Below are 25,617 nucleotides of genomic sequence, written 5' to 3' on the forward strand. Positions count from 1 at the left end.
CCACGGCTGAGCTTCGTGTAGGAGCAGCCTTGTGCTGCGAAGAGGCCGGTGAAGGCAGCGGAGATCTACTGTGTTTTCACCGGCCTCTTCGCAGCACAAGGCTGCTCCTACAGTGGCTCATGTGCTGATCTAGAACGGCACCGCGACTGTCAGCTGGCTGTAGACGTTGGTGCCGTTGCCGCCCACCTGATTGCCGCCGTTGCGCTCGTCCTTGCGGGGCTGATACAGGCCCATCAGCGGGCTAATGATCAGGTGGTCGTTGACCGCCCATTCCAGGTAAAGGTCGAGCTCCCGGGCATCGAGGTTGAGGCTGTCGCGGGTACGCACCGTGTCGAAGTCGAAATACAGCGCACCGACCGTGAGGTTTTCCAGCGGGGTCGCCTTCACGCCGACATGGTGGATGCCGGTGTTGCTGTTGAAGGGCCCGGCGTAGTTGGCGGCAACCTCACCCTGGAACCAGGTGCCATAGCCACTGGACAGGCCACTGAACAGCGCGTCCCAGCCTGCCGAGTAGCGGGTGTAGCGGTAGGTCAACTGGGGTGCCCAAGGCAGGTCGGCGAAGGTATGGCCGGCCTGCAGGTACCAGGCTTTTTCCGGGCCGCCTTGCTTGTCTTGCCACGCGTATTCGAAGGCGAAACTGGCATTGTCGATGCCTGCGTTGCCTTCGCCACGCAGGCTGTAGACGTCCATGCCCTCACGCGCTTTCTGAAACGCGCTGGCCCATTGGTCGGTGACGTCGATACCGTGCACCCAGGTCAGCCCCAAGGTGCCCAGAGCATGGGTGTAGTCCAGGGTGCCGGCGGCCAGTTCGGTTTCGGCCTGCGCGCGGTTATCGGACTTCAGCCACAGCAGGCTGCCATGCAGGCCATCCTGCCCGCCCAGGCGCAGTACTGCAGTGCGGTCGAAGGCGTGACGCGCCGCCAGGTAGTAGGCGCCGCCGCGGTCCAGGTGGCCGTCGGCCACGCCGTTGCCCAGGTTCGGGCCGTCGTCGTTGATCAGGAAGCCGCTGCCCAGGCGGACCACCTGCCGCCCTGCAGAAAGGTCTACGCCATCCTTGCCCAGCCAGGGCAGCAGGTCGCCTGAACGCCAGCCCAGGTAGGCGTCCTCGATCTTGGTGGTGCGCTCGGAGCCATCGGTGTTGCCGGCGGCATCGCCATCGCCCCAGGTGGCGGAGCTCACCCAGTTCAAGGCGCCATAGAGGCTGCCGTTGCCTGCCAGGCCCTGGTCACCGCTCAGGCCATACTTGATGAAGCCCTCGCGCCAGGTCGAGCCACCGGCCGTACCGTCATAATTCTTGCGGCTGTTGAACATGCCCCACACCGCGAGCATGTCGGCATTCACGTGGCTGTCGTCGTCGGCGTAGAGTTCGTAGGCCGGCGCGGCCTGGCTGGCCAGCAGCGTGGCCAGGGCCAGGGTGGACAGCCGTTGCGGTTTGAACATTGCACTTCCCTCGATTGTTCTCGGCACCTCGCAAGGCGGCCTTTGTTGTTCGGGGGCAGCCTCGTGGAGGCGAGGCGCCGTCGCGGTTGGCTGCGACGGCCTATTAGTGCGTGGATGGCTGGGTGGGGTCTTGTTCGTGGCTGCCAAGGCGCTTGCCCGCCTTGGCCAGGTGCATGCAGCAGGGCGCTTCAGTAACGGATCATCACCGACTTGAGCTCGGTGAAGTCATCGATGAACGCCGAGCCGAACTCGCGGCCGATGCCGGACGCCTTGATACCGCCGAAAGGCACGGCGGGGTCGAGCAGGGTGTGCATGTTGACCCACAGCGTACCGGCCTGGATTTGCGGGACCATCCGCATGGCTTTGCCCAGGTCGTTGGTCCACAGGCTGGCGCTGAGGCCGTAGGGCGTTGCGTTCATCAGGTGCAACAGTTCGTCTTCGTCGTCGTACGGCAAGAAGGTCGCCACCGGGCCGAAGGTTTCCTGGTTGAGCAGGGTGTCGCTGGCGCCCTTGGCGAGAATCACCGTCGGCTCGACAAAGCAGCCTGGGCCATCGCCAATGTGCCCACCATGAATGATCTGGCTGCCTTCGGCGCGTGCGGTGGCGAACAATTCGGCCAGCTTCTGCTGGTGTGGCTTGTTGGCTACCGGGCCGAACTGGGTCGACTCATCCAGCGGCGAACCGACCTTCAGCTGGCCCAGGCGCTGGCACAGTGCGTCAAGCAGTGGGTCGATGCGCGAGCGGTGGACGAAGAAGCGCTCACCGGCGGCGCAGATCTGCCCGGAATGCAGAAAGCCAGCTTCAATGATGCCGTCGACGGCTTTGTCGAGCGCTACATCGGGCAGGAACGCTACCGAGTTCTTGCCGCCCAGTTCCAGTGTCGCACGGGTCAGCTTGGCACCCATGGCGGCCTGGCCGACGGCGATGCCGGTGGGCACGGAGCCGGTGAACGAGACCTTGTCGGTACCGGGGTGCTCGACCAACGCCTTGCCCACCAGGCCGCCGCCGGTCAGTACGTTGAGGGCGCCCGGTGGCAGGCCGGCCTCGCTGGCCAGTTCGGCGATGCGCAGCAGCGTCAGGGGCGTGAACTCGCTGGGTTTGAGAATGATGCTGCAGCCGGTGGTCAGCGCCGAGGCCAGCTTCCAGATGGCGATCATGGTGGCGAAGTTCCACGGCACGATGCCCACCACCACGCCGATCGGTTCGCGCAGGGTGAAGGCGCTGTAGCGCTCACCGGCGAACGAGGGCAGGGACGGGGTGATGGTTTGGCCGGTGATCTTGGTGGCCCAGCCTGCGTAGTAGCGCAAGAAATGCGCGGCCTGCTCTACCTCGAACGCGCGCGCGATGCCGATCAGCTTGCCCGACTGCAAGGTCTCTAGCTGGGCCAATTCTTCGCGGTTGGCTTCCAGTAGGTCGGCCAGCTTGAACAGCACGCCGGCGCGGGCGGCCGGGCTGGTGCGCGACCAGGTGCTGAAGCCTTGGCGCGCCGAGCTCACGGCATGGTCAATGTCGGCCTGGTTGGCATCGGCGATGCGCGCGAGGGTTTCGCCATTGGCCGGGTTGACCACGGCAAGGGTCGAGGCGGATTGGCTGGCGATGGAGTGGCCATGAATGAACACGCCATGTTGGCGGGCCAAGAATGCCGTGACCGCGGGAAGAAGGGTAATGTCGCTCATGCTGGCTCCTGAGGCAGAGGAACGCGGCCTGACCGGCCGCCAAAGCGTCGAGCATAGTGAACGGGCCCGGTGCTGATCTTGCATCTCCCTGACGGCGGCATGACGCTGCCTGCCAGGCATGCAGGTGCTGGCAGGCAGCAACAAGGGCCACGGCAGCCATGGGCAAGACGCCCCGCCGGCTGCGGCGCACAGTGATGACGCAGGGAGGCAAACAACAGCCGTGCGTGCAGGTTCACTTGCCGCGTTCAACGCCACAAAAACAAGCCGGGGCATAACGATGTCACTCAACAATAAGCTCACCGAGCATCTCAACCGGGGCAGTGTCGGTTTTCCTACGGCGCTGGCCAGCACCGTCGGGCTGATCATGGCCAGCCCGGTGATCCTCACCGCGACCATGGGGTTTGGCATTGGCGGCAGTGCCTTCGCCTTGGCCATGGTCATCGCGGCATTGATGATGCTGGCGCAGTCGACCACCTTTGCCGAAGCGGCCTCGATCTTGCCAACCACAGGGTCGGTCTACGACTACATCAACTGCGGCATGGGCCGCTTCTTCGCCATCACGGGCACGTTGTCGGCCTACCTGATCGTGCACGTGTTCGCCGGTACTGCCGAAACCATCCTGTCGGGGGTCATGGCGCTGGTGAACTTCGAGCACCTCAACACCCTGGCTGAGTCGGCGGGCGGTTCGTGGCTGCTGGGTGTCTGCTTCGTGTTGGCGTTCGCCGTGCTCAATGCCTTCGGGGTCAGTGCGTTCAGCCGGGCCGAAGTGATCCTCACCTTCGGCATGTGGACCACGCTGATGGTGTTCGGCGTGCTGGGCCTGATCGCCGCACCGGCGGTGGAGCTGGAAGGGCCGTTCGGGGCGTCGCTGGTCGGCACCGACCTGATGACCATCCTCTCGCTGATCGGCATGGCCATGTTCATGTTCGTCGGTTGTGAGTTCGTCACGCCGCTGGCGCCGGAGCTGCGCCGTTCGGCCTGGGTGTTGCCGCGGGCCATGGCCTTGGGCCTGTTTGGCGTGGCCAGCTGCATGTTCATCTATGGCGCAGCCATGAAGCGCCAGGTGGAAAACGTCGTGCTCGATGCCGCCAGCGGCGTGCACTTGCTCGACACGCCCATGGCTATCCCGCGTTTCGCTGAACAGGTGATGGGCGATATCGGCCCGGTGTGGCTGGGTATCGGCTTTTTGTTTGCCGGCGCCGCCACCATCAACACCTTGATGGCCGGGGTGCCTCGCATCCTGTACGGCATGGCGGTGGACGGCGCGCTGCCCAAGGCTTTCGCCTACCTTCACCCGCGGTTCAAGACGCCCTTGCTGTGCATTCTCGTGGTTGCCCTGATCCCTTGCCTGCACGCCTGGTACCTGGGCGGCAACCCGGACAACATCCTGCACCTGGTGCTGGCGGCAGTGTGTGCCTGGAGCACGGCATACCTGCTGGTGACGCTGTCGGTGGTGATCCTGCGCATCCGCCGGCCCGACCTGCCACGGGCCTACCGCTCGCCATTGTTCCCGCTGCCGCAGATCATTTCCAGTGGCGGTATCGTCATTGGCATGGCGTTCATCACCCCACCAGGCATGAACCCGGCCGACATCTATGTGCCGTTCGCCATCATGCTGGCCGGCACCGCCACCTATGCGCTGTTCTGGACGCTGTGCGTGCAGAAGGTCAACCCATTCAAGCCGGCGCGGGTCGAGGATGTGCTGGAAAAAGAATTTGCGGCAGAGCCGGGCCATGCAGTGGAGCACCTGCACCATGATCAGACGTTTGCGTGATCGCCTGCTGGCGCCGCGTGCCCCGGCCGGCTACCGGCCCGGGGCCACGCTGGGGCTGCTGTCGCGTAACCTGGGGCAGGTGCACATGCAGTTGCTGGAACCCGCCCGCGGGGTGATCGACAACCCGGCGCTGGGCTGGCGTGCTGAGGTACGTGAGTGTGTCGAGGCGCACTTGCTGATGCATGTGGTCACCTGCGAATTCCGCCTGTGCCTGCCTGCCCTGCAAGGGGGCGGGGTAATGCTTGAAATGCGTCATGCGGGTGCAATCCGTCGTACCGGCCTGGCGTGCGTGTACCGCAGCGGCGACAAGGCGCGTTTCACCCAGGTACGTGAGCAACTGCTGAACAATGCGCAACTGACCGCCGCCCTGATGCCGCTGGATTTCAAGCGCCTGACCCTGGAATGCCGCGATGGCCACTGGTGGCTGACCTTGGAACACATGGGCGGCAGCGAAGTGGTCAACCGCATGCCAGCGTTTCGTCGCTACATTCAGATCAGCCCGCCGCAACGCGCGCACCTGATGGCCTGCCTCGGCCTGTTCGGGCAATCGCTGCCGCGTCTCTAAGCCTTTTTTGGCACGTGCCTTGCTCAAGCTTCAGACGAGAGATCACAGTTGTGCGGTCATTGATAACATGTTAACAATGGCTGCATAACAACAAATTCTGCGTCGAGGGCATCCATGCACACTCAACAACCCAACCGTCAGGGTCTGGAACGCTGGACCACGGACATGCAGCAGATCTGCGGCCGTTTCGAGACCGAGCTGGCCTCCAACCCGGCGTTGTTCATCGGCGAAGTGTCGACGTTTTCCCGTGCGGGGTTACCACTGGCCAATCTGCGCACCAATGCCGGCAACATCCGCCGCTTGGGCGAAAACCCGACCTTCGACGATGACCAGCATTGCTTTCTGGTCAGCCAGCGCATGGGCTATTCGACGGTGGCGCAGGGCGGCATGCAGGTCAGCCTGGCGCCGGGCGAGTTGCTGCTGATGGACTCTGTCGGGCGTTGCGAGATCACCCCCAGTGGGTTGATCGAGCATGTTTCGCTGGCCCTTTCCCGCGAGCAGGTGCGCAAGCATGTGCAAGGCAGCGGTGCGATGTTCGGCAAGATTTCCTCATCCAATGCCTGCGGGCGCATGCTGCATGTTTTGATGGACCAACTGTGCAAGGACGACCATGCCAGTGGCGATGGTGCGCAAGGCGATGCGTTGCAGACGGCATTCATTGCGTTGCTGGAGCCCGGTTTCGAGCGCAATGGCGACTCGCCGCACACCCTTGGCCCGCTCAGTGGGGCCAACCTGCGCAGCTATGTGCAGCAGGTGATTGACGAGTCCTTGTCACAGCCCGGGCTGACACCGGCCAACCTGGCCGGCCGGCTGAACATTTCGGTTCGGCATTTGTACCGCCTGTTCGAGGAGGAGGGTGACAGCGTCTGCCGCTACATCCAGCGTGCGCGCCTGAAGCGCAGCGCGGACGACCTGGCCAACCCGTTCTTCAAGCGCGAGTCGATCACCTCGATCGCCTACAAGTGGGGCTTTACCGACTCGGCGCATTTCAGCCGCTCGTTCAAAAAGCAGTTCGAGCAATCGCCCAAGGACTTCCGCGCCCAGGCCATGGCCTGACACGCGCTTCAGCGACCCAGGTAGGAGCAGCCTTGTGCTGCGAAGAGGCCGGCGACAGCAGTGAAGATTCACTGTGTTTTCACCGGCCTCTTCGCAGCACAAGGCTGCTCCTACCCGGGTCGTGTCAATCCGGGGGCAAGCCTCAGGCCACTGCCAGGTAATGCTTGACGAACGATTCGCTCAGCACCTCCCACAGCACCGGCGTACCTTTGCTGACGAACCAGGCATCACCGGCCTTGAAGCGGGTGACTTGCCCCGTGGATTCATCGGTCAGCTGGATTTCGCCGGTGACGATCACCGCCTGCTCGTCGAACGGGTAGACCATGCGGAACTTGCCACGCGTGGTGCCGAAGTAGGCGCTGCTGACTGGGTCAGTCGGCGCGCCGTGGGTCATCTTGCCGAAGGCGTTGACGTCGCCTTCGAGAATCTCCGAGCCCAAGTCAGCAACGCTGCCCCACGGGTCGAGTTCGGACAGTTGGACGCCTTGTTTGGCGGCGGTGAGGGTCATGGCAGTGCTCCAGTGATGAGAGGGAAAGGTTCAACGGCGGCCGTTGAAATAGCCCGACAGCTGGTGCGCGGCCTTGCCGGCGGTGAGCAGCAGCGGGCGGAAATGGTCCTTGCCGAGGATTCGCGCATGCTTGACCGAGCTGAGCAGGCCATAGCGTGCGGACCCTTCGTGCATGCCTTCGGCGAGGATCTTGCAAATGATGTGGCTAGGCGTCACGCCAAAGCCTGAATAGCCCTGCACATAGAACGCATTGGGGCGGTTGCTCAGCGTGCCGATCTGCGGGAACAGGTTGGCGCTGGTGGCCATCGGGCCGCCCCAGGCCAGGTCGATGCGCACGTCCTTGAGGTACGGAAAGATCTTCAGCATCAGTGCACGGTTCCACGCCTTGAGGTCCAGCGGGATATGCTCGATGCAGGACGTGGCAGCGCCGAACAGCAGGCGGTTATCGCGGGTGACCCGGTAGTAGTCGATCACCGGGCGGATATCGCTGTAGGCACCGCGGATCGGGCTGATGCGGTCGATCAGCGCCTCCGGCAGCGGCTCGGTCATCATCTGGAAGGCGTAGGTGTTGATGGTGCGGCTGTGCAGTTCGGGCTCCAGCTTGTTGAGGAAGCTGTCGCAGGCCCACAGCAGCTTGCTGGCGCGCACCGAGCCGCGCCCGGTACGCACTTTGATGCGCTCACCGTAGGTCACTTCCAGCGCCGGGCTGTGCTCGAAAATGCGTGCACCGTGGCCGACCAGGGCCTGGGCTTCGCCGAGCAGCAGGTTGAGCGAATGCACGTGGCCACCGCCCATGTGCAGCAGGGCGCTGCTGTAGGCGTCGCTGCCGATGATCTGCCGCACTTCCGAGCCGCCCAGAAAACGGATTTCGTCATGTGGGTTGATGACCTTGAATTGCTTTTCCCAGGCGCGCAGGGTCTTTTCCTGCCGGCTGTTGAAGCCCATGTAGCCATAGCCGTGGCAGAAGTCGGCGTCGATGTCGTAGCGGGCGATGCGTGCCTTGATGATGCCGGCGCCCAGTTCGCTGATCGCGAAGATCTCCTGCAGGCCCTTGTCGCCGACACTGCGCCGGATCTTCTCAAGGTCATGGCCGATGCCCGCCATGATCTGCCCGCCGTTGCGCCCGGTGCCGCCGTAACCCAGGTAGCGCGCTTCGAGCACGACGATGTTGGTCACGCCTTTTTCCGCCAGCTCCAGCGCGGTGTTGATGCCGGAAAAGCCGCCCCCGATGACCACGACATCGGCGTCGATGTCACGTTCCAGCGTGGGGAAGTTCAGGTTGTACTTTTTGGTCGCGGAGTAATAGGTCGGGCTCTCGAGGGTGATCATGACGCCGCCTGCTGAATAGAAGTGTGATAGGGCCGTTTGGCAAGCGCTCTGGCACATGAGGCCATTGAGCGCCTGACCACCGGCGGGTGTCTTGTCCTTGCCTGCCAGCGAGTGTAACCAGCCTGCCAGTGCCACTGGCAGCGGTTGCACAGGGCTGCCAGCGGCTGATTGGTTAATGTATTAATGAGCCCGTGCTGGCATACTGGCCTGCTCGCCACTTTCCATGATGCTCGGGCACGCATGACCACACCAAGACCCTCTCTGACCCTTACCCTGCTGCAGGCTCGCGAAGCCACGATGGCGTTCTTTCGGCCGGCATTGAATGCCCATGACCTGACCGAACAGCAGTGGCGGGTGATTCGTATCCTGCACCAGCAAGGCGAGCTGGAAAGCCATCAGCTTGCCGAGCTTGCCTGCATCCTCAAGCCCAGCATGAGCGGTGTGCTCAAGCGGCTCGAGCGCGATGGGGTAGTCGCCCGGCGCAAGTCGCCAGAAGATCAGCGCCGGGTGTTCATCAGCCTGACCGACAAGGGGCAGCAGGCGTTCATGGCCATGAGCGAGGAAATGGCCCGCAACTATGAACGGATCCTCAGCCAGTTCGGCGAAGACAAACTGCAGCAACTGATGCAGCTGCTCAACGAAATGAAAAAGATCAAACCGTGACCCGCCAGAGCCCACCGCACCTCGGTTGATCAACACCATGGAAAGTGCAATTTTCCCGCCGTAACGTGCATTTCGAGGCGCACACGCACCTCACATACTGAACGCGTCTTTACCGACTTGCCGGCTGTGCCACAGCACCGTAACGCCTGCGCCACAGGGCGTGCGCAGCCGCAGCTGACTCTCCAATAATAAAGAGACCGTTCATGAAAAAGCCAAATCCCCTGCTGGAAGACCTTAAGTCGATCCTGCCAACAATTGCTGCGAATGCGGTGCGTGCAGAGCAAGATCGCAGTGTCCCGGCAGAGAATATCGCGCTGCTCAAGAGCATCGGCATGCACCGTGCCTTTTTGCCTAAACACTATGGCGGCATGGAAATCTCGCTGCCGCAGTTTGCCCAGTGCATCGCCTTGCTGGCAGGCGCCTGCGCCAGCACCGCGTGGGCCATGAGCCTGCTGTGCACCCACAGCCATCAGATGGCGATGTTCTCGTCCACGCTGCAGCAGGAGGTCTGGCAAACCGACCCGGATGCCACGGCCAGCAGCAGCATCGCGCCCTTTGGCCGTACCGAGGAAGTCGAAGGCGGCGTGACCTTCAGCGGCGAAATGGGCTGGAGTTCCGGTTGTGACCATGCCGAGTGGGCGATCATGGGGTTCCGCCGCAAGAATGCCGAAGGTACGCAGGACTACTGCTTTGCCGTTCTGCCGCGCAGCGACTACGAAATCCGTGATGACTGGTATGCCGTGGGCATGCGCGGCAGCGGCAGCAAGACCTTGATCGTGCGTGACGCCTTCGTGCCGGAGCACCGCATCCAGAAGGCCAAGGACATGATGGAAGGCAAGTCGGCAGGCTTTGGTCTGTACCCAGACAGCAAGATCTTCTTCGCCCCGTACCGCCCGTATTTCGCCAGTGGTTTTTCCACCGTCAGCCTCGGTGTCGCCGAGCGCATGCTGGAGGTGTTCCGCGAGAAAACCCGCAACCGCGTACGTGCCTACACCGGCGCCGCAGTGGGGGCTGCAACCCCTGCGCTGATGCGCCTGGCCGAGTCCACCCATCAAGTGGCCGCCGCCCGTGCCCTGCTGGAAAAAAGCTGGGATGAAATCGCCGAGTACAGCGAGCGCCACGAATACCCCACACGCGCCACGCTGGCGTTCTGGCGGACCAACCAGGGTTATGCCGTGAAGATGTGTATCCAGGCGGTAGACCGGCTGATGGAAGCGTCCGGCGGCGGCGCCTGGTTTGAAAGCAACGAGATGCAGCGGCTGTTCCGTGATGCGCACCTGACCGGTGCCCACGCCTACACCGACTATGACGTTTGCGCGCAGATCCTCGGCCGCGAGCTGATGGGCCTGGAGCCTGATCCGGCGATGGTCTGACCCGCGCGCGGGTCAATTCCCCTTACAACCACAACAACAAACAGGGCGGGCCCTTGGCCTGCCCGGGAGTCTTGCATGTCCACTGAAAACACCACGGCCTTCGATAGCCGAGCCTTCCGCCGCGCGCTGGGCAACTTCGCCACCGGCGTCACCGTAGTCACCGCCGCTGGCGCCAGCGGGCGTAAGGTTGGCGTCACCGCCAACAGCTTCAACTCGGTCTCGCTGGAGCCTGCGTTGATCTTGTGGAGCATCGACAAACGCTCCACCAGCCATGAAGTATTCGAAGAAGCGTCGCACTTCGCCGTGAACATTCTGGCGGCGGACCAGATCGAGCTGTCCAACAACTTCGCGCGGCCCAAGGACGATCGGTTCGCAGGCATCGATTACCAGCAAGGGGCGGGGGGCGCACCGCTGTTGGCTGACTGCTCGGCACGCTTCCAGTGTGAGAAGTTTCAGCAATTGGACGGCGGCGACCACTGGATTCTGGTGGGCAAGGTGGTGGCGTTCGATGACTTCGGCCGCTCGCCGTTGCTGTACCACCAAGGCGCCTATTCGATGGTGCTACCCCACACGCGCATGACCCAGCGTGCAGAGGGCCAGGCGCCGAGCAGCCACTTCCAGGGCCGCCTGCAGCACAACCTGTACTACCTGATGACCCAGGCGTTGCGTGCCTATCAGGGTGATTACCAGCCACGTCAACTGAGCACCGGGTTGCGTACCAGTGAGGCGCGCATGTTGATGGTGCTGGAGAACGATGCCGGGCTCAGCCTCAACGACCTGCAACGCGAAGTGGCGATGCCTGCGCGTGAGATCGAGGAAGCGGTTGCCAACCTCAAGCGTAAGGGCCTGATTGCTGACGATGAGGGGCGGGTGCGGCTTTCGGTGAAAGGTGTGGATGAGACCGAGGCGCTGTGGACCATTGCCAGGGAGCAGCAGGACAAAGTGTTTGGGCAGTTCAGTGAAGAGCAGCTGGATACCTTCAAGACGGTGTTGAAGGCGATCATTCAGATGTGAGCCTTTGATAACCGGGGCCGCTTTGCGGCCCATCGCCCCAGGGATCACGCGGTCCCTGTAGGAGCGAGCTTGCTCGCGAAAGGGCTGCAAAGCAGCCCCATTGCTGTTCAGTAAACCCCGCCCCCGTCACTCACCGACGCCGACGTACCTTTGAACTTCCCCGCCAGATCCTGCAGCCCACGCATCAGCACCGTGGTATCCACCCCCACCGCCACAAACGCCGCGCCCAAGGCGATGTAGCGCCGCGCCAGCGTCTCGTCCGCACTGAGAATACCCGCCGCTTTGCCTGCCTTGCCGATGCGCACGATCGCGTCCTCGATGGCTGCCTGCACCTCAGGGTGCCCAGGGTTGCCGCGGTGGCCCATGGCGGCGCTCAGGTCGGCCGGGCCGATGAACACGCCATCGACGCCCTCGACCGCAACGATCTCATCCAGGTTGGCCAGCCCTTGTTTGTTCTCGATCTGCACCAGCAAGCACATCTGCGCGTCGGCTTGGTCGAGGTAACCCGGGATGCTGTTCCAGCGCGACGCCCGCGCCAGTGCGCTGCCCACGCCGCGTATACCCTTGGGCGGGTACTGCATGGCCTGCACCAGCTGGCGTGCTTGCGCGGCGGTTTCTACCATGGGTACCAGCAGGGTCTGCGCGCCGATATCCAGCACTTGCTTGATCAACGCTGTGTCACCAATGACCGGGCGAATTACCGCCTGGCTCGGGTAGGGCGCCACCGCCTGCAACTGCGCGAGCATGCCGCGCAGGTCGTTCGGCGCGTGCTCGCCGTCAATCAGCAACCAGTCGAAGCCGGCATTGGCCGCCAGCTCCGCGCAGTATGCATCGGCCAGGCCGAGCCACAGGCCAATCTGCGGCTCGCCACTGCGCAGGCGTTGTTTGAAGCGGTTGACGGGCATGTCCATAGGCAAGTCCTCAAACGAAACGGCAGGCAATCGAGCCGAGCAGGTCATAGTCGACGTGGAAGGTGTCGCCAGGCCGTGCGGCTACTGGGCGAGTGAAGGAGCCACCGAGGATGATCTGGCCCGGCTGCAGGGTGACGTCGTACGCGGCCAGCTTGTTGGCCAGCCACGCGACACCCTTGGCCGGGTGGTTGAGCACCGCGGCGCTGACGCCGGACTCTTCGATCACACCGTTGCGGTAAAGCACGGCCGGCACCTTGCGCAGGTCGATCTCGGTGGGGCGTACCGCGCGCCCGCCCATGACCACGCCGGCGTTGGCGGCGTTGTCGGAGATGGTGTCGAACACTTTGCGCGTGGCCTGGGTCTGCGGGTCGACCTGTTGAATGCGCGCGTCGATGATTTCCAGCGCCGGGATGACCCACTCGGTGGCGTCCAGCACGTCGAACACCGTCACATTCGGGCCCTTGAGCGGCTTGCCGAGAATGAAGGCCAGCTCGACCTCGACGCGCGGCACGATGAAACGCTCAAACAGAATGTCGCTGCCTTCATCGAACAGCATGTCGTCCAGCAGCGCGCCGTAGTCAGGCTCGGTAATGTTCGACGAGACCTGCATGGCGCGTGAGGTCAGGCCGATCTTGTGGCCGACCAGCTTGCGCCCGGCGGCGAGCTTCTTGGCCACCCAGGCACGCTGGATGGCGTAGGCATCTTCGATAGTGATGGCAGGCTGGTCGAGCGAGAACTGGCGCACCTGTTCGCGCGAGCGCTCGGCCTGGTCGAGCCGCTCGGCGGCCTGTTGGATGAATGCGTTATCGAGCATGGTTGAAGTCTCAAGGTTCAAGGGTTGACGATGGCGGCGCGGGTACGCAGCACCAGCAGGCCGCCGAGGGTGATGAACGCAGCCAGCACATACAGCGCGAGGCTGGCGCTTTGCGTGGTGTCGCGGACCCAGCCGATGAAATAGGGCGTGGCGAACGAGGCGATGCTGCCCAGCGAGCTGATCAGAGCGATGCCGGCAGCCTGGGTGCGGTCATTGAGAAACGCCGCAGGCAGTTGCCAGAACATCGGCAGGGCGGCGCTCGCCCCCATGCCTGCCAGCACCAGGCCGGCCAATACGGGCAGTGCCTGGTTGGGCGCGAGGGCAGCGATCGCGATACCGGCCGCGGCCATCAGCAAGGGGATGGACAGGTGCCAACGGCGCTCGCGGTGGCGGTCGGACGAGCGTCCGCAGGCCAGCATGAACACGCAGCCGGCCAGGTACGGCACGGCGCTGAGCAGGCCGACACTGGCGTCGCTGCCGATGCCGGCGGTGTGGATCAGGCTGGGCATCCAGAACGCCAGCGTGTTCACCGCCAGCATGACTGCGCAGTACACCGCCACAAGCAGCCATACAGCAGGGCTGGCGAGGATGCCGGCGAACGAGGTGACCGGCTTGCGTTGTTCTTCCTGGCCGAACTGGGCGCGCAGGGCGGCTTTTTGCTGGGCGTCGAGCCAGGCCACCTGCTCGAAACGCTCGGGCAGGACCGCCAGCACAACCAGGCCGAGCAGGATCACCGGGGCGCCTTCGATCAGGAACATCCACTGCCAGCCACGCAGGCCCGCAGCGTCATGCATGAACGCCAAAATGCTGCCCGACAGCGGCCCGCCGACCACGCCTGCCAGCGGCACGGCAATGGCGAACAATGCCGTGACCTGGGCACGGCGGCCCGCGGGGTACCAGCGGTTGAGGTACACCAGAATGCCTGGGAAAAACCCGGCTTCCGCCGCGCCCAGGGCAAACCGCAGCAGGTAGAACGCGCTGCTGCTCTCGATCAGCAGCATGCAGGTCGACAGTGTGCCCCACACCACCATCAGGCTGGCGATCCAGCGGCGCGGGCCGACGCGGTCGAGCATCAGGTTGCTGGGTACGCCAAACAACGCATAGGCGATGAAAAACAGCCCGGCGCCCAGCCCGTAGACCGTGTCGGACAGGTGCAGGTCCTGGCTCATCTGCATCTTGGCGAAGCCGATGTTGATGCGGTCCAGGTGGGCGAACAGGTAACACACCAGCAGCAACGGCATCAGCCGCCAGGTGACGGCCCGGTGTGTACTGTCCATGAGTGTGGCTTGCGCCGTGCTGCGCGAGGCGTGCTCGAGTGTGCTCATATTTGTTGTACTTGTTGTGTGATGAGACGGTGAAAGGTGTCGGCCGTTGGCTCAGGCCGGTTTGTTGAACAGCGGGTGCAGGGTGCTGTGCTTGGCGTCGTAGACCTGCGCGTTGCTCTCGTCGATCTGCAGGGTGATGCCGATGGGGCGCTGCTGGAGCAGCGCGTCCAGGTGCTGCTTGAGCACGTGCAACAGGCTGTCGCCGACCGCTTTGTGAACCTCCGCGGAGCGCCCGTTGGCCATCCGCAGGTTGGCGTACAAAAAGCCATAGTCGCCGTTGCCATCCGCCACTGCGCAGTGCGCGGCGGGGTAGGCCAACACGCGGGTACCGCCGGTGGGGAACACGGCCTTGCCGGCGGCATCGCGCTGTTCGAGCATGGTGTTGGCCAGGGCACGGCACAGGCCCGGGATGTCGGCGTCTGTTTCCAGGTCGGGGGTGTAGAGCAGAACCAGGTGTGGCATGAAGGGCATCCTCTTGGCAGAAACGCCTGGCCGCCCGGCAGAGCGGCCAGGTAGCGGAACTACAGGCGGCTGGTGGACACCACCGCGGCCGGGTTGGCGGCCTGCGCGGCGGGGATGGCAGCACCATCCTGCGGGGTGACCGGGAAGATCGCGTTGATCTGGCCGGTGCCCGACGAGCCGAAGTAGGGCGTTACCACGTCGGCCTTGCCGTCGTACTTCGACCAGCCCAGGGCACCGAGCAGCATCGCGGTGTCATGCATGAACCCTTCACCGTGGCCCTTGGCGGCGTATTCGGGGAGCATGCCGCAGAATTCTTCCCATTCAGCGTTCTCCCACATCTTCACCACGCGGTGGTCCAGGGTTTCCAGGAACGGGCTCCACACCTTGGTGGCGAAATCCGGCGCCTGGCCGTTCTGCGCAAAGCGGTGTGACAGCGAGCCACTGGCCAGGAACGCCACGGTGCCGTCGTAGTGCTCTTCCACGGCCTTGCGCATGGCCCAGCCGAGGCGGGCGCTGTCGGCCAGGTAGTGGGAGGTGCACAGCGCCGAGACCGAAACCACCTTGAAGTGCTGGTCTTGGTTCATGTAGCGCATCGGCACCAGGGTGCCGTACTCAGGGCCCAGGGTGGTGGCGTGGTGGGCCATGGTCTCGACGTTGAAGCGGTTGCATTCGGCTGCCAGCAGTTGGCCGAGTGCAGTGTTGCCCGGGAACTCGTATTCCATGTTGCTGATGAAGTGCGGCAGTTCGTTGCTGGTGTAGACGCCCTTGAAATGCGGGCCGCAGAGCACGTGGTAATTGGCATTGACCAACCAGTGGGTGTCGAACACGACAATCGTGTCGACCCCGAGCTCACGGCAGCGTCGGCTGATCTCGTAGTGCCCGTCGATGGCGGCTTGCCGAAAGCCCTGACGCGGGCCAGGCAGCTCGGACAGGTACATGGACGGTACATGGGTAATCTTGGCAGCGAGAGCGAGTTTGCCCATGGAAATCTCCGGTAAGAGGATGTTGTTAGGGTGTAGAAGCCTGTGAGAGCGGGCTTGCCCGCGAACACGGGCGCAGCCCGTGCCATGCACCGTGGGCTCCCACAGGGTTACCCGCTTGATCGAGACGGTTTTATACACCCCAGCGCGGGATGTGGTGGCTGCCCATGGAAATGCACACGTTCTTGATCTCGGCGAACACTTCGAAGCTGTATTGCCCACCTTCACGCCCGGTGCCGGAGCCTTTCACGCCGCCGAACGGCTGGCGCAGGTCGCGCACGTTCTGGCTGTTGATGAAGACCATGCCAGCTTCGATGCCACGCGCCAGGCGGTGCGCCTTGCCGATGTCCTGGGTCCAGATGTACGAGGCCAGGCCGTACTCGGTGTCGTTGGCCAGTTGCAGCGCTTCGGCCTCGTCCTTGAACGGGATCAGGCACACCACTGGGCCGAAGATTTCTTCCTGGGCGATGCGCATGCTGTTGTTCACGTCGGCGAACACGGTGGGCTGGATGAACTGCCCCTTGGCCAAGTGCGCCGGTAGGTTGGCCGGGCGCTCCAGGCCCCCGGCAACCAGGCGTGCGCCTTCTTCGATGCCGATGCGGATGTACCCGGTGACCTTGTCATAGTGCTGCTGGGTGATCATCGAGCCTACTTGCGTTTTCGGGTCGGTCGGGTCACCCACGATCAGGCGCTTGGCGCGGGCGGCGAACTCGGCGACGAACTGCGGGTAAACGCTTTCCTGGATGAAAATGCGGCTGCCGGCCGTGCAGCGCTCGCCATTGAGCGAGAAGATGGTGAACAGCGCTGCATCCAGGGCGCGTTCCAGGTCGGCGTCTTCGAAGATCACCACCGGCGACTTGCCACCCAGCTCCATCGAGTATTTTTTAAGGCCGGCGGTCTGCATGATCTTCTTGCCGGTGGCGGTGCCGCCGGTAAAGGAAATCGCACGCACATCGGGGTGACGCACCAGCGCATCGCCAGCGGTGGCACCGTAGCCTTGGATCACGTTCAGCACGCCGTTGGGGATGCCGGCTTCAACGGCCAGGCGGCCGAGTTCGTTGGCAGTCAGAGGCGACAATTCGCTCATTTTCAAGACGGCGGTGTTGCCCAGGGCCAGGCACGGCGCAGTCTTCCAGGTGGCCGTCATGAACGGCACGTTCCAGGGGCTTACCAGGCCGCACACACCCACCGGCTGGTACAGGGTGTAGTTGAGCATCTGGTCGTCGACCGGGTAGGTGTGGCCATCCATGCGGGTGCACACTTCGGCGAAGAAGTCGAAGTTGTGCGAGGCACGCGGGATCAGCACGTTCTTGGTCTGGTGGATCGGCAGGCCGGTATCGAGGGTTTCCAGCTCGGCCAGTTTCGGCACGTTCTGGTCGATCAGTTCGCCCAGCTTGCGCATCAGACGGGCACGTTCCTTGGCTGGGGTGTTGGCCCATTTCGGGAAGGCTTCCTTGGCCGCCGCAACCGCCTGCGCGACCTCTTCGGCACCGCCGCTGGCGACTTCGCAAATCGCGTCACCGGTGGCTGGGTTGTAGTTGACGAAGGTGTCTTTGCTCTCGACCTCACGGCCGTTGATCCAGTGCTTGATCATGCTGCTCATGCCTTGTTGTTCTTGAAGAAGTCAGCTTCGCTGACGATGCGGTTGACCAGGCGACCGACGCCTTCCACTTCCACCACCACTTCATCGCCTGGCACTACGTCGGCCAGGCCTTCTGGGGTGCCGGTGGCGATCATGTCGCCCGGTTGCAGGGTCATGAAGCTGGAGAAATATTCGATCAGGTAAGGGATGTCGAAAATCATGTCCGAGGTGCTGCCTTCCTGTTTCAGCTCACCGTTGATCCAGGTGCGCAGCTTCAGGTTGGACGGGTCTGGCACGTCGGCCGCATCGACGATCCACGGGCCGACCGGGGTGGTGGCGTCGCGGTTTTTCACCCGCAGGTTGGGGCGGTAGTAGTTTTCCAGGTAGTCGCGGATGGCGTAGTCGTTGCACACGGTGTAGCCGGCCAGGTACTGCAGGGCGTCTTCGCGCTTGACGTTACGTGCCTGCTTGCCGATCACCGCCACCAGCTCGCACTCGTAGTGCATGTAGGCGACGTTGTCCGGGCGCCAGGTGACCTGCTTGTGGCCGGTGTAGGTGCCCGGCGACTTGATGAACGCCAGCGGCTCGGTGGGCGGCGTGAAGGCGAGTTCCGCAGCGTGGTCGGCGTAGTTCAGGCCAAGGGCGAACATGCTGCCGGTGGCCGGTGGCAGCCAGGTCACCTGGTCTTCATGCACCAGGCGGCCGTCGGCCAGGCGCAGGTGGTCGTCTTCGACGGTGACGTTATGGACCTGGCCGTCGAACTGGATACGGGCGTGTTTCACAGGAGCAATCCTCATTCGGCGACGATGTGGTTGGTGAGCGTGCCCAGGCCATCGATCTCGACATCGACGCGGTCGCCTGGCTGCACATCGACGCGCCCCTCGGGGGTGCCGGTAATGAGGATGTCGCCCGCATGCAGGGTCATGAATTCGGTGATCTCGGCGATCAGCTGGGCAACCGTGCGCACGCAGTTGGCGGTGGTGTTCTGCTGGCGCACTTCACCGTTGACCCGCAGGCGCAGGCCCAGGGCGTCGGGGTTGGCCACCTGTGCAGCCGGTACCAGGGTGGGGCCGACCGGGCAGAAGCCATCGCGGCACTTGGCCTTGACCGCAGGGCGGTAGTAGCTGGTCTCAGGCAGGCTGACTTCGTTGACGATGGTGTAGCCCGCCACGTAGCCCAGCGCGTCTTCGGCGCTGACCCGGCTGGCGTCCTTGCCAATCACCACGCCCAGGGCAGGGCCCGGTTGCAGGCGCTCGACACCGGCCGGAAACACCACGTTGCCTTCATGGTGGTTGCGGGTGTTGGGCGTCTTGACGAACAGCACCGGCTTGACGGGCGGTTGTTTGTAGGGCGCTTCGTGAAACGCCGCTTCGTGCTGCTGCAGCAGACCCTGGTAGTTCAGCGCAACGCCGAACAGGGTGCCGGTCGCAACGTCATGCAGGGCATGGCTCATGCTTTTCTCCAGGCGGTGCAGGGCGAGGGTCGTCCTGCCGAGATTGTTAATGTGTTAATGTTATAGTTAATATGTTAACGAAGGTCAAGGCTTCACCCAGTGGCATCTGCCAAGCAGCCGGGGCACCATGGGTGATCGTCAATACGGGCAAGCGCTTTGCGGGTAAGCAGTCATGAGTGATCGGCATCCCATTCCGAACATCAACATCGGCCAGGTCTATGACCAGCGCTACAGCGACAGCGAGGTGCACTACGACCGGCTGGGCAACCTTGCCGGGTTTTTCGGGCGCAACATGCCCGTGCACCGGCACGACCGGTTTTTCCAGGTGCATTACGTGAAGTCCGGTACGGTGCGGGTGTACCTGGATGATCAGCAGTACATCGAGGCCGGGCCGATGTTCTTCCTGACGCCGCCGACGGTGGCGCATGCCTTCGTCACCGAGCCAGACAGCGACGGCCATGTGCTGACGGTGCGTCAGCAACTGGTCTGGCAACTGATCGAAGCCGACGCCAGCCTGTTGCCGGCCGGGGTGCAGGTGCGGCCTGCCTGCGTTGCCTTGGCCAAGGTGCCGGCTGCGTACAAGGCCGAGGCGCGCAGGCTCGAACGCTGGCTGGAAGCGCTCAGCGACGAAGTTGCCACGCCTCATCCGGGGCGCGATGCGGCGCTGCAGTCGCTGACCCGGCTGATCATGATCAGCTTGCTGCGGCTGTGCCCCAACTCGCGCGAGGCCACGCCGGCCAGGCACGAAGACCTGAAAATCTTCCACCGCTTCAACGCACTGATCGAAGCGCATTACCTTGAGCATTGGCCCCTTGCGCGCTACGCGCAGCAGATCGGCGTGACCGAGGCGAGGCTGAACGATGTGTGCCGGCGCATTGCCGACTTGCCGTCCAAGCGCCTGGTGCTTGAACGCGTGATGCAGGAAGCCAAGCGCCTGCTGTTGTTCTCCGGCAGCACGGCAAACGAAATCTGCTACCAGCTGGGCTTCAAGGACCCGGCCTATTTCAGCCGGTTCTTCAACCGTTACGCCAAGCTCACGCCCGGCGAATACCGCCAGCGGCAAGCGGAGTTGTTGTGAGAGGGCCATGGCGTACCGCCCGGATCGCGTCGTTGTTGTTTGATCCGGATGGTCGCAGCTTGGCGGGCGGCCTTGAATGGGTTTTCCATGGAAGAGCTTGCACTTTCCAGGCGTCTTGTCCCTTTTTGCCTATGCCCCTAATCTTGCCAGTCGTACCCCAAACACAGGCGCCCACATGACCAAGACGCAACCCTCGCTGACATTGAGCCTGCTGCAGGCCCGGGAAGCCGCAATGGCATTTTTCAGGCCGTTGCTGAACGAACACGACCTGACCGAGCAACAGTGGCGAGTCATTCGTATTCTTAGCCAGCAAGGTGAGTTGGAGAGCTACCAGCTCGCCCACCTGGCGTGCATCCTCAAACCGAGCATGACCGGGGTGTTGAGCCGTTTGGAGCGCGATGGCCTGGTGCGCCGGCAGAAGGCCGCGCAGGACGCGCGGCGAGTGTTCGTGAGCCTCACCGAACGCGGCGAGGCCTGTTTCGAGTCGATGCGCGAGGGCATGGAGGCCAACTACCGCAAGATCCAGGCGCAGTTCGGCGAAGACAAGTTGGCGCAACTGATGGGGTTGTTGAACGAGCTCAAACGCATCGAGCCGTAGGCCGGGCTGCGGGGGAGGGCCGGTGCAACCCGTGCACCGGCCTTGGCATTACAGCACTCAGTATTCCCAGAAAATCCGCTGCAGCTCTTTGCTGTCCTGGGTCTTGGTCATTGCGACCATGGCCAGGATGCGGGCTTTTTGTGGGTTCAGGTCATGGGCCACGACCCAATCGTTCTTGTCGTCCGGCTGCTCGGCGTTACGCAGCACGAAACCGCCTTGGTTGACGTGGGACGAACGGATGATCTGCACGCCGTTCTTGCGCAGTTCTTGCAGCGCCGGTACTACCCGCGACGACACCGAGCCATTGCCGGTACCGGCATGGATGATCGCCTTGGCGCCGTTCTGCGCCAGTGCCTTGTAGGCGGTGTCGGTCACGTTGCCATAGCCGTAGGCGATGTCCACGGCCGGCAGGCTGCTGATCTGCTTGATGTCGAATTCCGAATTGACGGTATGACGCTTGGCCGGCAGGCGGAACCAGTAGGATTTACCTTCAACGACCATGCCCATCGGGCCCCAGGCGCTCTTGAACGCTTCGGTCTTGATGTTGACCGACTTGCTGACATCGCGGCCAGACTGGATCTCATCGTTCATGGTCACCAGCACGCCCTTGCCACGCGACTGCTTGTCGCTGGCCACGGCCACGGCGTTGTACAGGTTGAGCATGCCGTCTGCCGACATGGCGGTGCCAGGGCGCATCGAGCCGACCACCACGATTGGCTTGTCGGTTTTTTCCACCAGGTTAAGGAAGAAGGCGGTCTCTTCCAGGGTGTCGGTGCCGTGGGTGATGACGATGCCGTCGACGTCGTTGCTGTCGGCCAGTTCGGCGACGCGCTTGCCCAGTTTCAGCAGGTCTTCGTTGGTGATGCTTTCGGAGGCGATCTGCATCACCTGTTCACCGCGCACGTTGGCCAGGTCGGCCAGCTCGGGCACACCGGCGATGAGCTTGTCGACGCCCAGTTTGGCCGCTTGGTAGGTGGCGCTGTTGGCCGCGCTGGCGCCCGCACCGGCAATGGTGCCGCCGGTGGCGAGGATGACCACGTTGGCCAGCTTCTGTTGGGTTTCGGCTTCTTTGGCGGAAACGGCGGTCGGCAGGATCAGCAGCAACGCGAGTGCGCTGGGGGTGAAGGATTTAAGTGCAGCATTCATAGTTATTGTTCTCTCTCTTCCTATTGAGGCGATTGCTGTATCGCACAAGAAACAACGCATGTTTCGTACCATTCCTGGCAAGAGCCCGTATTTGCCTGCGCAACCCTGCACCTGTGGGAGCGGGCTTGCCCGCGATGGGGCTCGCAGCGGCCCTATTCATTCGGAATCCCGAACAAGCATAGGAAAACCTGTTCGGTTTTTCGGAAAAATTCCGGATAATCTGCGCCAGGCGTGACTCGCCCTTAACAGCCAAACGGATTTGACAAAACCAGGTCCTGTTTCCATAGTGAGTCAACGCAAACGTTTGCGATCCGATAAAAAACACAAGATTCGGAGTCATCGTCCATGAAACTGCCGTTCCCCGGTCGTCTGCTGGCCCTCGCTGTCGTCTCGTCACTTTCCCTGGCCTTGCCGCTCAGTGCTGCACACGCCGAAGAAAAGCCCAAAGTCGCCTTGGTGATGAAGTCTCTCGCCAACGAATTCTTCCGCACCATGGAAGACGGCGCCAAGGATTATCAAAAAAGCCACGCCAATGATTTCGACCTGATCGCCAACGGCATCAAGAACGAAACCGACACCGGCGAGCAGATCCGCATCGTCGAGCAGATGGTCAACGCAGGGGCCAAAGCCCTGGTAATTGCGCCAGCGGACTCCAAAGCCCTGGTTTCAGCCGTTAAAAAAGCCATGGACCAAGGCGTGGTGGTGATCAACATCGACAACCGCCTAGACCCCGAACTGCTCAAAAGCAAAGGCATCAGCGTACCCTTCGTAGGCCCCGATAACCGCAAAGGCGCCCGCCTGGTGGGCGACTACCTGGCCCAGCAGAAGCTCAAGGCCGGTGACCAGGTCGGCATCATCGAAGGCGTGCCGACCACCACCAACGCCCAGCAGCGCACCGCTGGCTTCAAGGAGGCGATGGAAGCCGCGCAGATGAAGATCGTTTCGGTGCAGTCCGGCAACTGGGAAATCGACAAAGGCAACGCCGTTGCCGCCTCCATGCTCAACGAATACCCCGAGCTCAAGGCCCTGCTGGCCGGTAACGACAGCATGGCCTTGGGCGCCGTGTCGGCCGTGCGCGCCGCAGGGAAGGCCGGCCAGGTGCAAGTGGTCGGTTACGACAACATCAATGCCATCAAACCCATGCTCAAGGACGGCCGCGTACTCGCCACGCTTGATCAGGCCGCCAGCCAGCAGGCGGTGTTCGGTATCCAGGCGGCGCTGAAGATGATCAACGGTGAGAAGCCGGGCGTGGATGCCGACAATGTCATCCAGACCCCCGTCACGCTCATCACCCAGCCCTGATACCCGCCAGGAGAGAGGGCCATGCCTGCAACGGCCAATGAAGTGGTGCTCGCCGCCAGCGGGCTGGGCAAGACCTACGCCCAGCCGGTGCTCGGTGACGTCGGCCTGAGCCTGCGCGCCGGTGAAGTACTGGCCCTGACGGGCGAGAACGGTGCTGGCAAGAGCACGTTGTCCAAGCTTATCAGTGGCCTCGAGGTGCCCACCACCGGGCACATGACCTACCGCGGCCAGCCCTACGCGCCCGGCAGCCGCAGCGAGGCCGAGCGCCTCGGTGTGCGCATGGTCATGCAGGAACTCAACCTGCTGCCGACCCTGACCGTGGCCGAAAACCTGTTCCTCGACAACCTGCCCAGCCGCTTCGGCTGGATCAGCCACAAGCGCCTGCGCCAACTGGCCACCGCTGCCATGGCCCAGGTCGGGCTGGACGCCATCGACCCGGACACCCCGGTCGGCGAGCTGGGCATCGGCCATCAGCAGATGGTCGAAATCGCCCGCAACCTGATCGGCGATTGCCGTGTGTTGATCTTCGACGAACCCACCGCCATGCTCACTGCGCGTGAAGTGGAGCTGCTGTTCACCCAGATCGAACGCCTGCGCCAACGCGGCGTGGCCATCGTTTATATCTCCCATCGCCTCGAAGAACTGCAGCGCGTGGCCCAGCGCATCGTCGTGCTGCGTGACGGCAAGCTGGTGTGCGACGAGCCGATCCAGCGCTACAGCAGCGCCGAGCTGGTCAACCTGATGGTCGGCCGTGAGCTGGGCGAACACATCGACCTGGGCCGCCGCGAGATTGGCGCGCCGTTGCTGAAGGTCGACCGGCTTAGCCGGGGCGACAAGGTGCGTGAGGTGTCGTTCGAGGTCAGGGCAGGGGAGATCTTCGGTATCTCTGGCCTGATCGGCGCCGGCCGCACCGAGCTGCTGCGCCTGATCTACGGTGCCGACCGCGCCGACAGTGGCAGCATCGCCCTGGGCCAGCCGCCACAGGCAGTGACCATCGACTCACCCAAAGCCGCCGTCAAAGCCGGTATCGCCCTGATTACCGAAGACCGCAAAGGCGAAGGCCTGCTGTTGACCCAGTCGATCAGCGCCAATATCGCCTTGGGCAACCTTGGCGCGGTATCGCGCGCCGGTGTGCTCGACAGCGAGGCTGAAATGGCCCTGGCCGAACGCCAGATCCAGGCCATGCGCATCCGCAGCGCCGGCCCGCACCAGGCCGTGGGCGAACTGTCCGGTGGCAACCAGCAGAAGGTGGTGATCGGCCGTTGGCTGGAGCGTGATTGCCAGGTGCTGTTGTTCGATGAGCCAACCCGAGGCATCGACGTTGGCGCCAAGTTCGACATCTACGGTTTGCTGGTCGAACTGGCGCGCCAAGGCAAGGCCCTGGTGGTGGTGTCCAGCGACCTGCGCGAACTGATGCTGATCTGCGACCGCATTGCCGTGCTCTCGGCTGGCCGCCTGATCGACACCTTCGAGCGCGACCATTGGAGCCAGGACCAGCTGCTTGCCGCAGCCTTTGCCGGCTATCAGACACGTGACGCACTGCTGCATGACGCAGCACCCAGGATGGATGCATGAAAACCACTCCCCTCGACAGCCAAAACGCCGCCCCCGTGCGCCGCAGTGGCACGTACTTCGGCCTGGGCACTTACCTGGGCCTGGCCGGCGCGCTGCTGGCGATGATCGTGCTGTTCTCGTTCCTCAGTAGCCACTTCTGGTCCTATGCCACCTTCAGCACCCTGGCCAACCAGATCCCCGACCTGATGGTGCTGGCGGTCGGCATGACCTTCGTGCTGATCATCGGCGGCATCGACTTGTCGGTCGGCTCGGTGCTGGCGCTGGCGGCCTCGACAGTCAGCGTGGCCATTCTCGGCTGGGGCTGGGGCGTGCTGCCCTCGGCGCTGCTCGGCATGGCCGTGGCAGCCCTGGCCGGTAGCATCACCGGCGGCGTTACCGTGGCCTGGCGCATCCCCTCGTTCATCGTTTCGCTCGGTGTGCTGGAGATGGCCCGCGGCCTGGCCTACCAGTTCACCGACTCGCGCACCGCTTATATCGGCGACGCCTACGCCTGGTTCTCCAACCCGATCGCGTTCGGTATTTCGCCGGCATTCCTCATCGCCTTGCTGGTGATCGTGTTGGCCCAACTGGTGCTGACCCGTACGGTATTCGGCCGCTACCTGATCGGCATCGGCACCAACGAAGAGGCCGTGCGCCTGGCAGGCATCGACCCGCGCCCCTACAAAGTGCTGGTGTTCGCCCTGATGGGGCTGCTCGCCGGCCTGGCGGCGCTGTTCCAGATTTCGCGCCTTGAGGCCGCCGACCCCAACGCCGGGTCCGGCCTTGAACTGCAGGTGATTGCCGCCGTGGTGATTGGTGGCACCAGCTTGATGGGTGGCCGCGGTTCGGTCATCAGTACCTTCTTTGGCGTGCTGATCATTTCAGTGCTGGCCGCAGGGCTGGCGCAGATCGGCGCATCGGAACCCACAAAACGCATCATCACCGGGGCGGTCATCGTCATCGCCGTGGTGCTCGACACTTACCGTAGCCGGCGTGCAGGCCGGCGGAACTGAA

General features: G+C 63.4%; 24 protein-coding genes. 11 read left to right on the top strand and 13 right to left on the bottom strand.

Features of this window, described 5'->3' with window-relative positions; translation table 11 throughout:
- Nucleotides 1-129 precede the first annotated feature (129 nt).
- The gene (locus GIB19_RS12345; protein ID WP_274886186.1) at nucleotides 130-1,440 is read right to left on the bottom strand and encodes a hypothetical protein; all 1,311 of its coding nucleotides are present in this window, start codon (nucleotides 1,438-1,440) and stop codon (nucleotides 130-132) included.
- Between the two features lie 188 nt (nucleotides 1,441-1,628).
- Nucleotides 1,629-3,116 (bottom strand): aldehyde dehydrogenase family protein, encoded by a 1,488-nt coding sequence (locus GIB19_RS12350; RefSeq protein ID WP_085273091.1) that lies wholly within the window; start codon nucleotides 3,114-3,116, stop codon nucleotides 1,629-1,631.
- 277 nt (nucleotides 3,117-3,393) lie between these two features.
- Between GIB19_RS12350 and GIB19_RS12355 the strand changes: the two genes are divergently transcribed.
- The 3 genes from GIB19_RS12355 (at nucleotide 3,394) to feaR (ending at nucleotide 6,511) form a co-directional block, all read left to right on the top strand.
- Nucleotides 3,394-4,890 (top strand): APC family permease, encoded by a 1,497-nt coding sequence (locus GIB19_RS12355; protein WP_027596117.1) that lies wholly within the window; start codon nucleotides 3,394-3,396, stop codon nucleotides 4,888-4,890.
- The gene (locus GIB19_RS12360) at nucleotides 4,871-5,455 is read left to right on the top strand and encodes a DUF3156 family protein (RefSeq protein ID WP_238210883.1); all 585 of its coding nucleotides are present in this window, start codon (nucleotides 4,871-4,873) and stop codon (nucleotides 5,453-5,455) included. Before GIB19_RS12355 ends, GIB19_RS12360 begins: the two co-directional genes overlap by 20 nt.
- Before the next feature lie 114 nt (nucleotides 5,456-5,569).
- Entirely contained in the window at nucleotides 5,570-6,511 is a 942-nt protein-coding gene (gene feaR, locus GIB19_RS12365) for a transcriptional regulator FeaR (protein WP_274886192.1), read from the top strand.
- Between the two features lie 142 nt (nucleotides 6,512-6,653).
- On the opposite strand, the gene GIB19_RS12370 is transcribed toward feaR, so the two are convergent.
- The gene (locus tag GIB19_RS12370) at nucleotides 6,654-7,019 is read right to left on the bottom strand and encodes a cupin domain-containing protein (protein ID WP_027596120.1); all 366 of its coding nucleotides are present in this window, start codon (nucleotides 7,017-7,019) and stop codon (nucleotides 6,654-6,656) included.
- A 30-nt stretch (nucleotides 7,020-7,049) separates the two neighbouring features.
- Nucleotides 7,050-8,348, bottom strand: a complete 1,299-nt coding sequence (locus GIB19_RS12375) for an NAD(P)/FAD-dependent oxidoreductase (RefSeq protein WP_274886195.1) — start codon at nucleotides 8,346-8,348, stop codon at nucleotides 7,050-7,052.
- A gap of 240 nt (nucleotides 8,349-8,588) precedes the next feature.
- Here GIB19_RS12375 and hpaR (GIB19_RS12380) point away from each other — a divergent pair, with 240 nt between their 5' ends.
- The 3 genes from hpaR (GIB19_RS12380) to GIB19_RS12390 all read left to right on the top strand — a co-directional run bounded on the left by hpaR (GIB19_RS12380) (nucleotide 8,589) and on the right by GIB19_RS12390 (nucleotide 11,398).
- On the top strand, nucleotides 8,589-9,011 hold the full coding sequence (gene hpaR, locus GIB19_RS12380; protein ID WP_085273095.1) for a homoprotocatechuate degradation operon regulator HpaR: 423 nt from the start codon (nucleotides 8,589-8,591) through the stop codon (nucleotides 9,009-9,011).
- A gap of 203 nt (nucleotides 9,012-9,214) precedes the next feature.
- Nucleotides 9,215-10,384 (top strand): p-hydroxyphenylacetate 3-hydroxylase oxygenase component, encoded by a 1,170-nt coding sequence (locus GIB19_RS12385; RefSeq protein ID WP_274886196.1) that lies wholly within the window; start codon nucleotides 9,215-9,217, stop codon nucleotides 10,382-10,384.
- A 75-nt stretch (nucleotides 10,385-10,459) separates the two neighbouring features.
- On the top strand, nucleotides 10,460-11,398 hold the full coding sequence (locus tag GIB19_RS12390) for a p-hydroxyphenylacetate 3-hydroxylase reductase component (protein ID WP_027596124.1): 939 nt from the start codon (nucleotides 10,460-10,462) through the stop codon (nucleotides 11,396-11,398).
- Nucleotides 11,399-11,505: 107 nt separating this feature from the next.
- Here the strand turns inward: GIB19_RS12390 and hpaI are convergent, their stop codons facing one another.
- The 8 genes from hpaI to GIB19_RS12430 all read right to left on the bottom strand — a co-directional run bounded on the left by hpaI (nucleotide 11,506) and on the right by GIB19_RS12430 (nucleotide 18,925).
- On the bottom strand, nucleotides 11,506-12,309 hold the full coding sequence (gene hpaI / locus GIB19_RS12395) for a 4-hydroxy-2-oxoheptanedioate aldolase (protein ID WP_027596125.1): 804 nt from the start codon (nucleotides 12,307-12,309) through the stop codon (nucleotides 11,506-11,508).
- Nucleotides 12,310-12,319: 10 nt separating this feature from the next.
- Entirely contained in the window at nucleotides 12,320-13,123 is an 804-nt protein-coding gene (hpaH, locus tag GIB19_RS12400; RefSeq protein WP_274886198.1) for a 2-oxo-hept-4-ene-1,7-dioate hydratase, read from the bottom strand.
- Nucleotides 13,124-13,140: 17 nt separating this feature from the next.
- Nucleotides 13,141-14,448, bottom strand: a complete 1,308-nt coding sequence (locus GIB19_RS12405; RefSeq protein ID WP_099428878.1) for an MFS transporter — start codon at nucleotides 14,446-14,448, stop codon at nucleotides 13,141-13,143.
- Between the two features lie 51 nt (nucleotides 14,449-14,499).
- Complete coding sequence (locus tag GIB19_RS12410; RefSeq protein WP_027596128.1) at nucleotides 14,500-14,910, bottom strand: 5-carboxymethyl-2-hydroxymuconate Delta-isomerase; 411 nt, start codon at nucleotides 14,908-14,910, stop codon at nucleotides 14,500-14,502.
- A gap of 59 nt (nucleotides 14,911-14,969) precedes the next feature.
- Nucleotides 14,970-15,893 (bottom strand): 3,4-dihydroxyphenylacetate 2,3-dioxygenase, encoded by a 924-nt coding sequence (gene hpaD / locus GIB19_RS12415; protein WP_027596129.1) that lies wholly within the window; start codon nucleotides 15,891-15,893, stop codon nucleotides 14,970-14,972.
- A gap of 130 nt (nucleotides 15,894-16,023) precedes the next feature.
- Nucleotides 16,024-17,484 (bottom strand): 5-carboxymethyl-2-hydroxymuconate semialdehyde dehydrogenase, encoded by a 1,461-nt coding sequence (gene hpaE / locus GIB19_RS12420; RefSeq protein WP_027596130.1) that lies wholly within the window; start codon nucleotides 17,482-17,484, stop codon nucleotides 16,024-16,026.
- A 5-nt stretch (nucleotides 17,485-17,489) separates the two neighbouring features.
- Nucleotides 17,490-18,254, bottom strand: coding sequence for a fumarylacetoacetate hydrolase family protein (locus tag GIB19_RS12425; RefSeq protein WP_027596131.1), 765 nt, complete (start codon nucleotides 18,252-18,254; stop codon nucleotides 17,490-17,492).
- A gap of 11 nt (nucleotides 18,255-18,265) precedes the next feature.
- The gene (locus GIB19_RS12430) at nucleotides 18,266-18,925 is read right to left on the bottom strand and encodes a fumarylacetoacetate hydrolase family protein (protein WP_274886199.1); all 660 of its coding nucleotides are present in this window, start codon (nucleotides 18,923-18,925) and stop codon (nucleotides 18,266-18,268) included.
- A 172-nt stretch (nucleotides 18,926-19,097) separates the two neighbouring features.
- On the opposite strand from GIB19_RS12430, the gene hpaA reads away from it, so the two are divergent.
- Both hpaA and hpaR (GIB19_RS12440) read left to right on the top strand, forming a co-directional pair.
- Nucleotides 19,098-20,003 (top strand): 4-hydroxyphenylacetate catabolism regulatory protein HpaA, encoded by a 906-nt coding sequence (gene hpaA, locus GIB19_RS12435; RefSeq protein WP_027596133.1) that lies wholly within the window; start codon nucleotides 19,098-19,100, stop codon nucleotides 20,001-20,003.
- A 175-nt stretch (nucleotides 20,004-20,178) separates the two neighbouring features.
- On the top strand, nucleotides 20,179-20,601 hold the full coding sequence (gene hpaR, locus GIB19_RS12440) for a homoprotocatechuate degradation operon regulator HpaR (protein ID WP_238210920.1): 423 nt from the start codon (nucleotides 20,179-20,181) through the stop codon (nucleotides 20,599-20,601).
- 57 nt (nucleotides 20,602-20,658) lie between these two features.
- Here the strand turns inward: hpaR (GIB19_RS12440) and GIB19_RS12445 are convergent, their stop codons facing one another.
- The gene (locus GIB19_RS12445; protein ID WP_274886201.1) at nucleotides 20,659-21,747 is read right to left on the bottom strand and encodes an asparaginase; all 1,089 of its coding nucleotides are present in this window, start codon (nucleotides 21,745-21,747) and stop codon (nucleotides 20,659-20,661) included.
- A gap of 345 nt (nucleotides 21,748-22,092) precedes the next feature.
- Here GIB19_RS12445 and GIB19_RS12450 point away from each other — a divergent pair, with 345 nt between their 5' ends.
- Genes GIB19_RS12450 through GIB19_RS12460 form a run of 3 tightly spaced genes read left to right on the top strand, consistent with a single transcriptional unit; the run spans nucleotide 22,093 to nucleotide 25,616 of the window.
- Nucleotides 22,093-23,049: a sugar ABC transporter substrate-binding protein gene (locus GIB19_RS12450; RefSeq protein ID WP_099428880.1), complete on the top strand. Its 957-nt coding sequence runs from the start codon at nucleotides 22,093-22,095 to the stop codon at nucleotides 23,047-23,049.
- Between the two features lie 21 nt (nucleotides 23,050-23,070).
- Nucleotides 23,071-24,624 (top strand): sugar ABC transporter ATP-binding protein, encoded by a 1,554-nt coding sequence (locus GIB19_RS12455; protein ID WP_274886203.1) that lies wholly within the window; start codon nucleotides 23,071-23,073, stop codon nucleotides 24,622-24,624.
- On the top strand, nucleotides 24,621-25,616 hold the full coding sequence (locus tag GIB19_RS12460; protein WP_027596138.1) for an ABC transporter permease: 996 nt from the start codon (nucleotides 24,621-24,623) through the stop codon (nucleotides 25,614-25,616). Before GIB19_RS12455 ends, GIB19_RS12460 begins: the two co-directional genes overlap by 4 nt.
- Nucleotide 25,617: the final 1 nt, after the last annotated feature.

The sequence above is a fragment of the Pseudomonas sp. ITEM 17296 genome (assembly GCF_028895205.1).
Classification (GTDB): domain Bacteria; phylum Pseudomonadota; class Gammaproteobacteria; order Pseudomonadales; family Pseudomonadaceae; genus Aquipseudomonas; species Aquipseudomonas kermanshahensis.

Bases quoted from the DNA above. Each gene is read 5' to 3' on its own strand.
- hpaD (WP_027596129.1), bottom strand. From the start codon at position 15,893: ATGGGCAAACTCGCTCTCGCTGCCAAGATTACCCATGTACCGTCCATG.
- GIB19_RS12405 (WP_099428878.1), bottom strand. From the start codon at position 14,448: ATGAGCACACTCGAGCACGCCTCGCGCAGCACGGCGCAAGCCACACTC.
- GIB19_RS12430 (WP_274886199.1), bottom strand. From the start codon at position 18,925: ATGAGCCATGCCCTGCATGACGTTGCGACCGGCACCCTGTTCGGCGTT.
- GIB19_RS12385 (WP_274886196.1), top strand. From the start codon at position 9,215: ATGAAAAAGCCAAATCCCCTGCTGGAAGACCTTAAGTCGATCCTGCCA.
- GIB19_RS12375 (WP_274886195.1), bottom strand. From the start codon at position 8,348: ATGATCACCCTCGAGAGCCCGACCTATTACTCCGCGACCAAAAAGTAC.
- GIB19_RS12445 (WP_274886201.1), bottom strand. From the start codon at position 21,747: ATGAATGCTGCACTTAAATCCTTCACCCCCAGCGCACTCGCGTTGCTG.
- GIB19_RS12455 (WP_274886203.1), top strand. From the start codon at position 23,071: ATGCCTGCAACGGCCAATGAAGTGGTGCTCGCCGCCAGCGGGCTGGGC.
- hpaH (WP_274886198.1), bottom strand. From the start codon at position 13,123: ATGCTCGATAACGCATTCATCCAACAGGCCGCCGAGCGGCTCGACCAG.
- hpaR (WP_238210920.1), top strand. From the start codon at position 20,179: ATGACCAAGACGCAACCCTCGCTGACATTGAGCCTGCTGCAGGCCCGG.
- GIB19_RS12390 (WP_027596124.1), top strand. From the start codon at position 10,460: ATGTCCACTGAAAACACCACGGCCTTCGATAGCCGAGCCTTCCGCCGC.
- GIB19_RS12355 (WP_027596117.1), top strand. From the start codon at position 3,394: ATGTCACTCAACAATAAGCTCACCGAGCATCTCAACCGGGGCAGTGTC.
- hpaI (WP_027596125.1), bottom strand. From the start codon at position 12,309: ATGGACATGCCCGTCAACCGCTTCAAACAACGCCTGCGCAGTGGCGAG.
- GIB19_RS12345 (WP_274886186.1), bottom strand. From the start codon at position 1,440: ATGTTCAAACCGCAACGGCTGTCCACCCTGGCCCTGGCCACGCTGCTG.
- hpaR (WP_085273095.1), top strand. From the start codon at position 8,589: ATGACCACACCAAGACCCTCTCTGACCCTTACCCTGCTGCAGGCTCGC.
- feaR (WP_274886192.1), top strand. From the start codon at position 5,570: ATGCACACTCAACAACCCAACCGTCAGGGTCTGGAACGCTGGACCACG.
- hpaA (WP_027596133.1), top strand. From the start codon at position 19,098: ATGAGTGATCGGCATCCCATTCCGAACATCAACATCGGCCAGGTCTAT.
- GIB19_RS12410 (WP_027596128.1), bottom strand. From the start codon at position 14,910: ATGCCACACCTGGTTCTGCTCTACACCCCCGACCTGGAAACAGACGCC.
- GIB19_RS12350 (WP_085273091.1), bottom strand. From the start codon at position 3,116: ATGAGCGACATTACCCTTCTTCCCGCGGTCACGGCATTCTTGGCCCGC.
- GIB19_RS12460 (WP_027596138.1), top strand. From the start codon at position 24,621: ATGAAAACCACTCCCCTCGACAGCCAAAACGCCGCCCCCGTGCGCCGC.
- GIB19_RS12360 (WP_238210883.1), top strand. From the start codon at position 4,871: ATGATCAGACGTTTGCGTGATCGCCTGCTGGCGCCGCGTGCCCCGGCC.
- GIB19_RS12450 (WP_099428880.1), top strand. From the start codon at position 22,093: ATGAAACTGCCGTTCCCCGGTCGTCTGCTGGCCCTCGCTGTCGTCTCG.
- GIB19_RS12370 (WP_027596120.1), bottom strand. From the start codon at position 7,019: ATGACCCTCACCGCCGCCAAACAAGGCGTCCAACTGTCCGAACTCGAC.
- hpaE (WP_027596130.1), bottom strand. From the start codon at position 17,484: ATGATCAAGCACTGGATCAACGGCCGTGAGGTCGAGAGCAAAGACACC.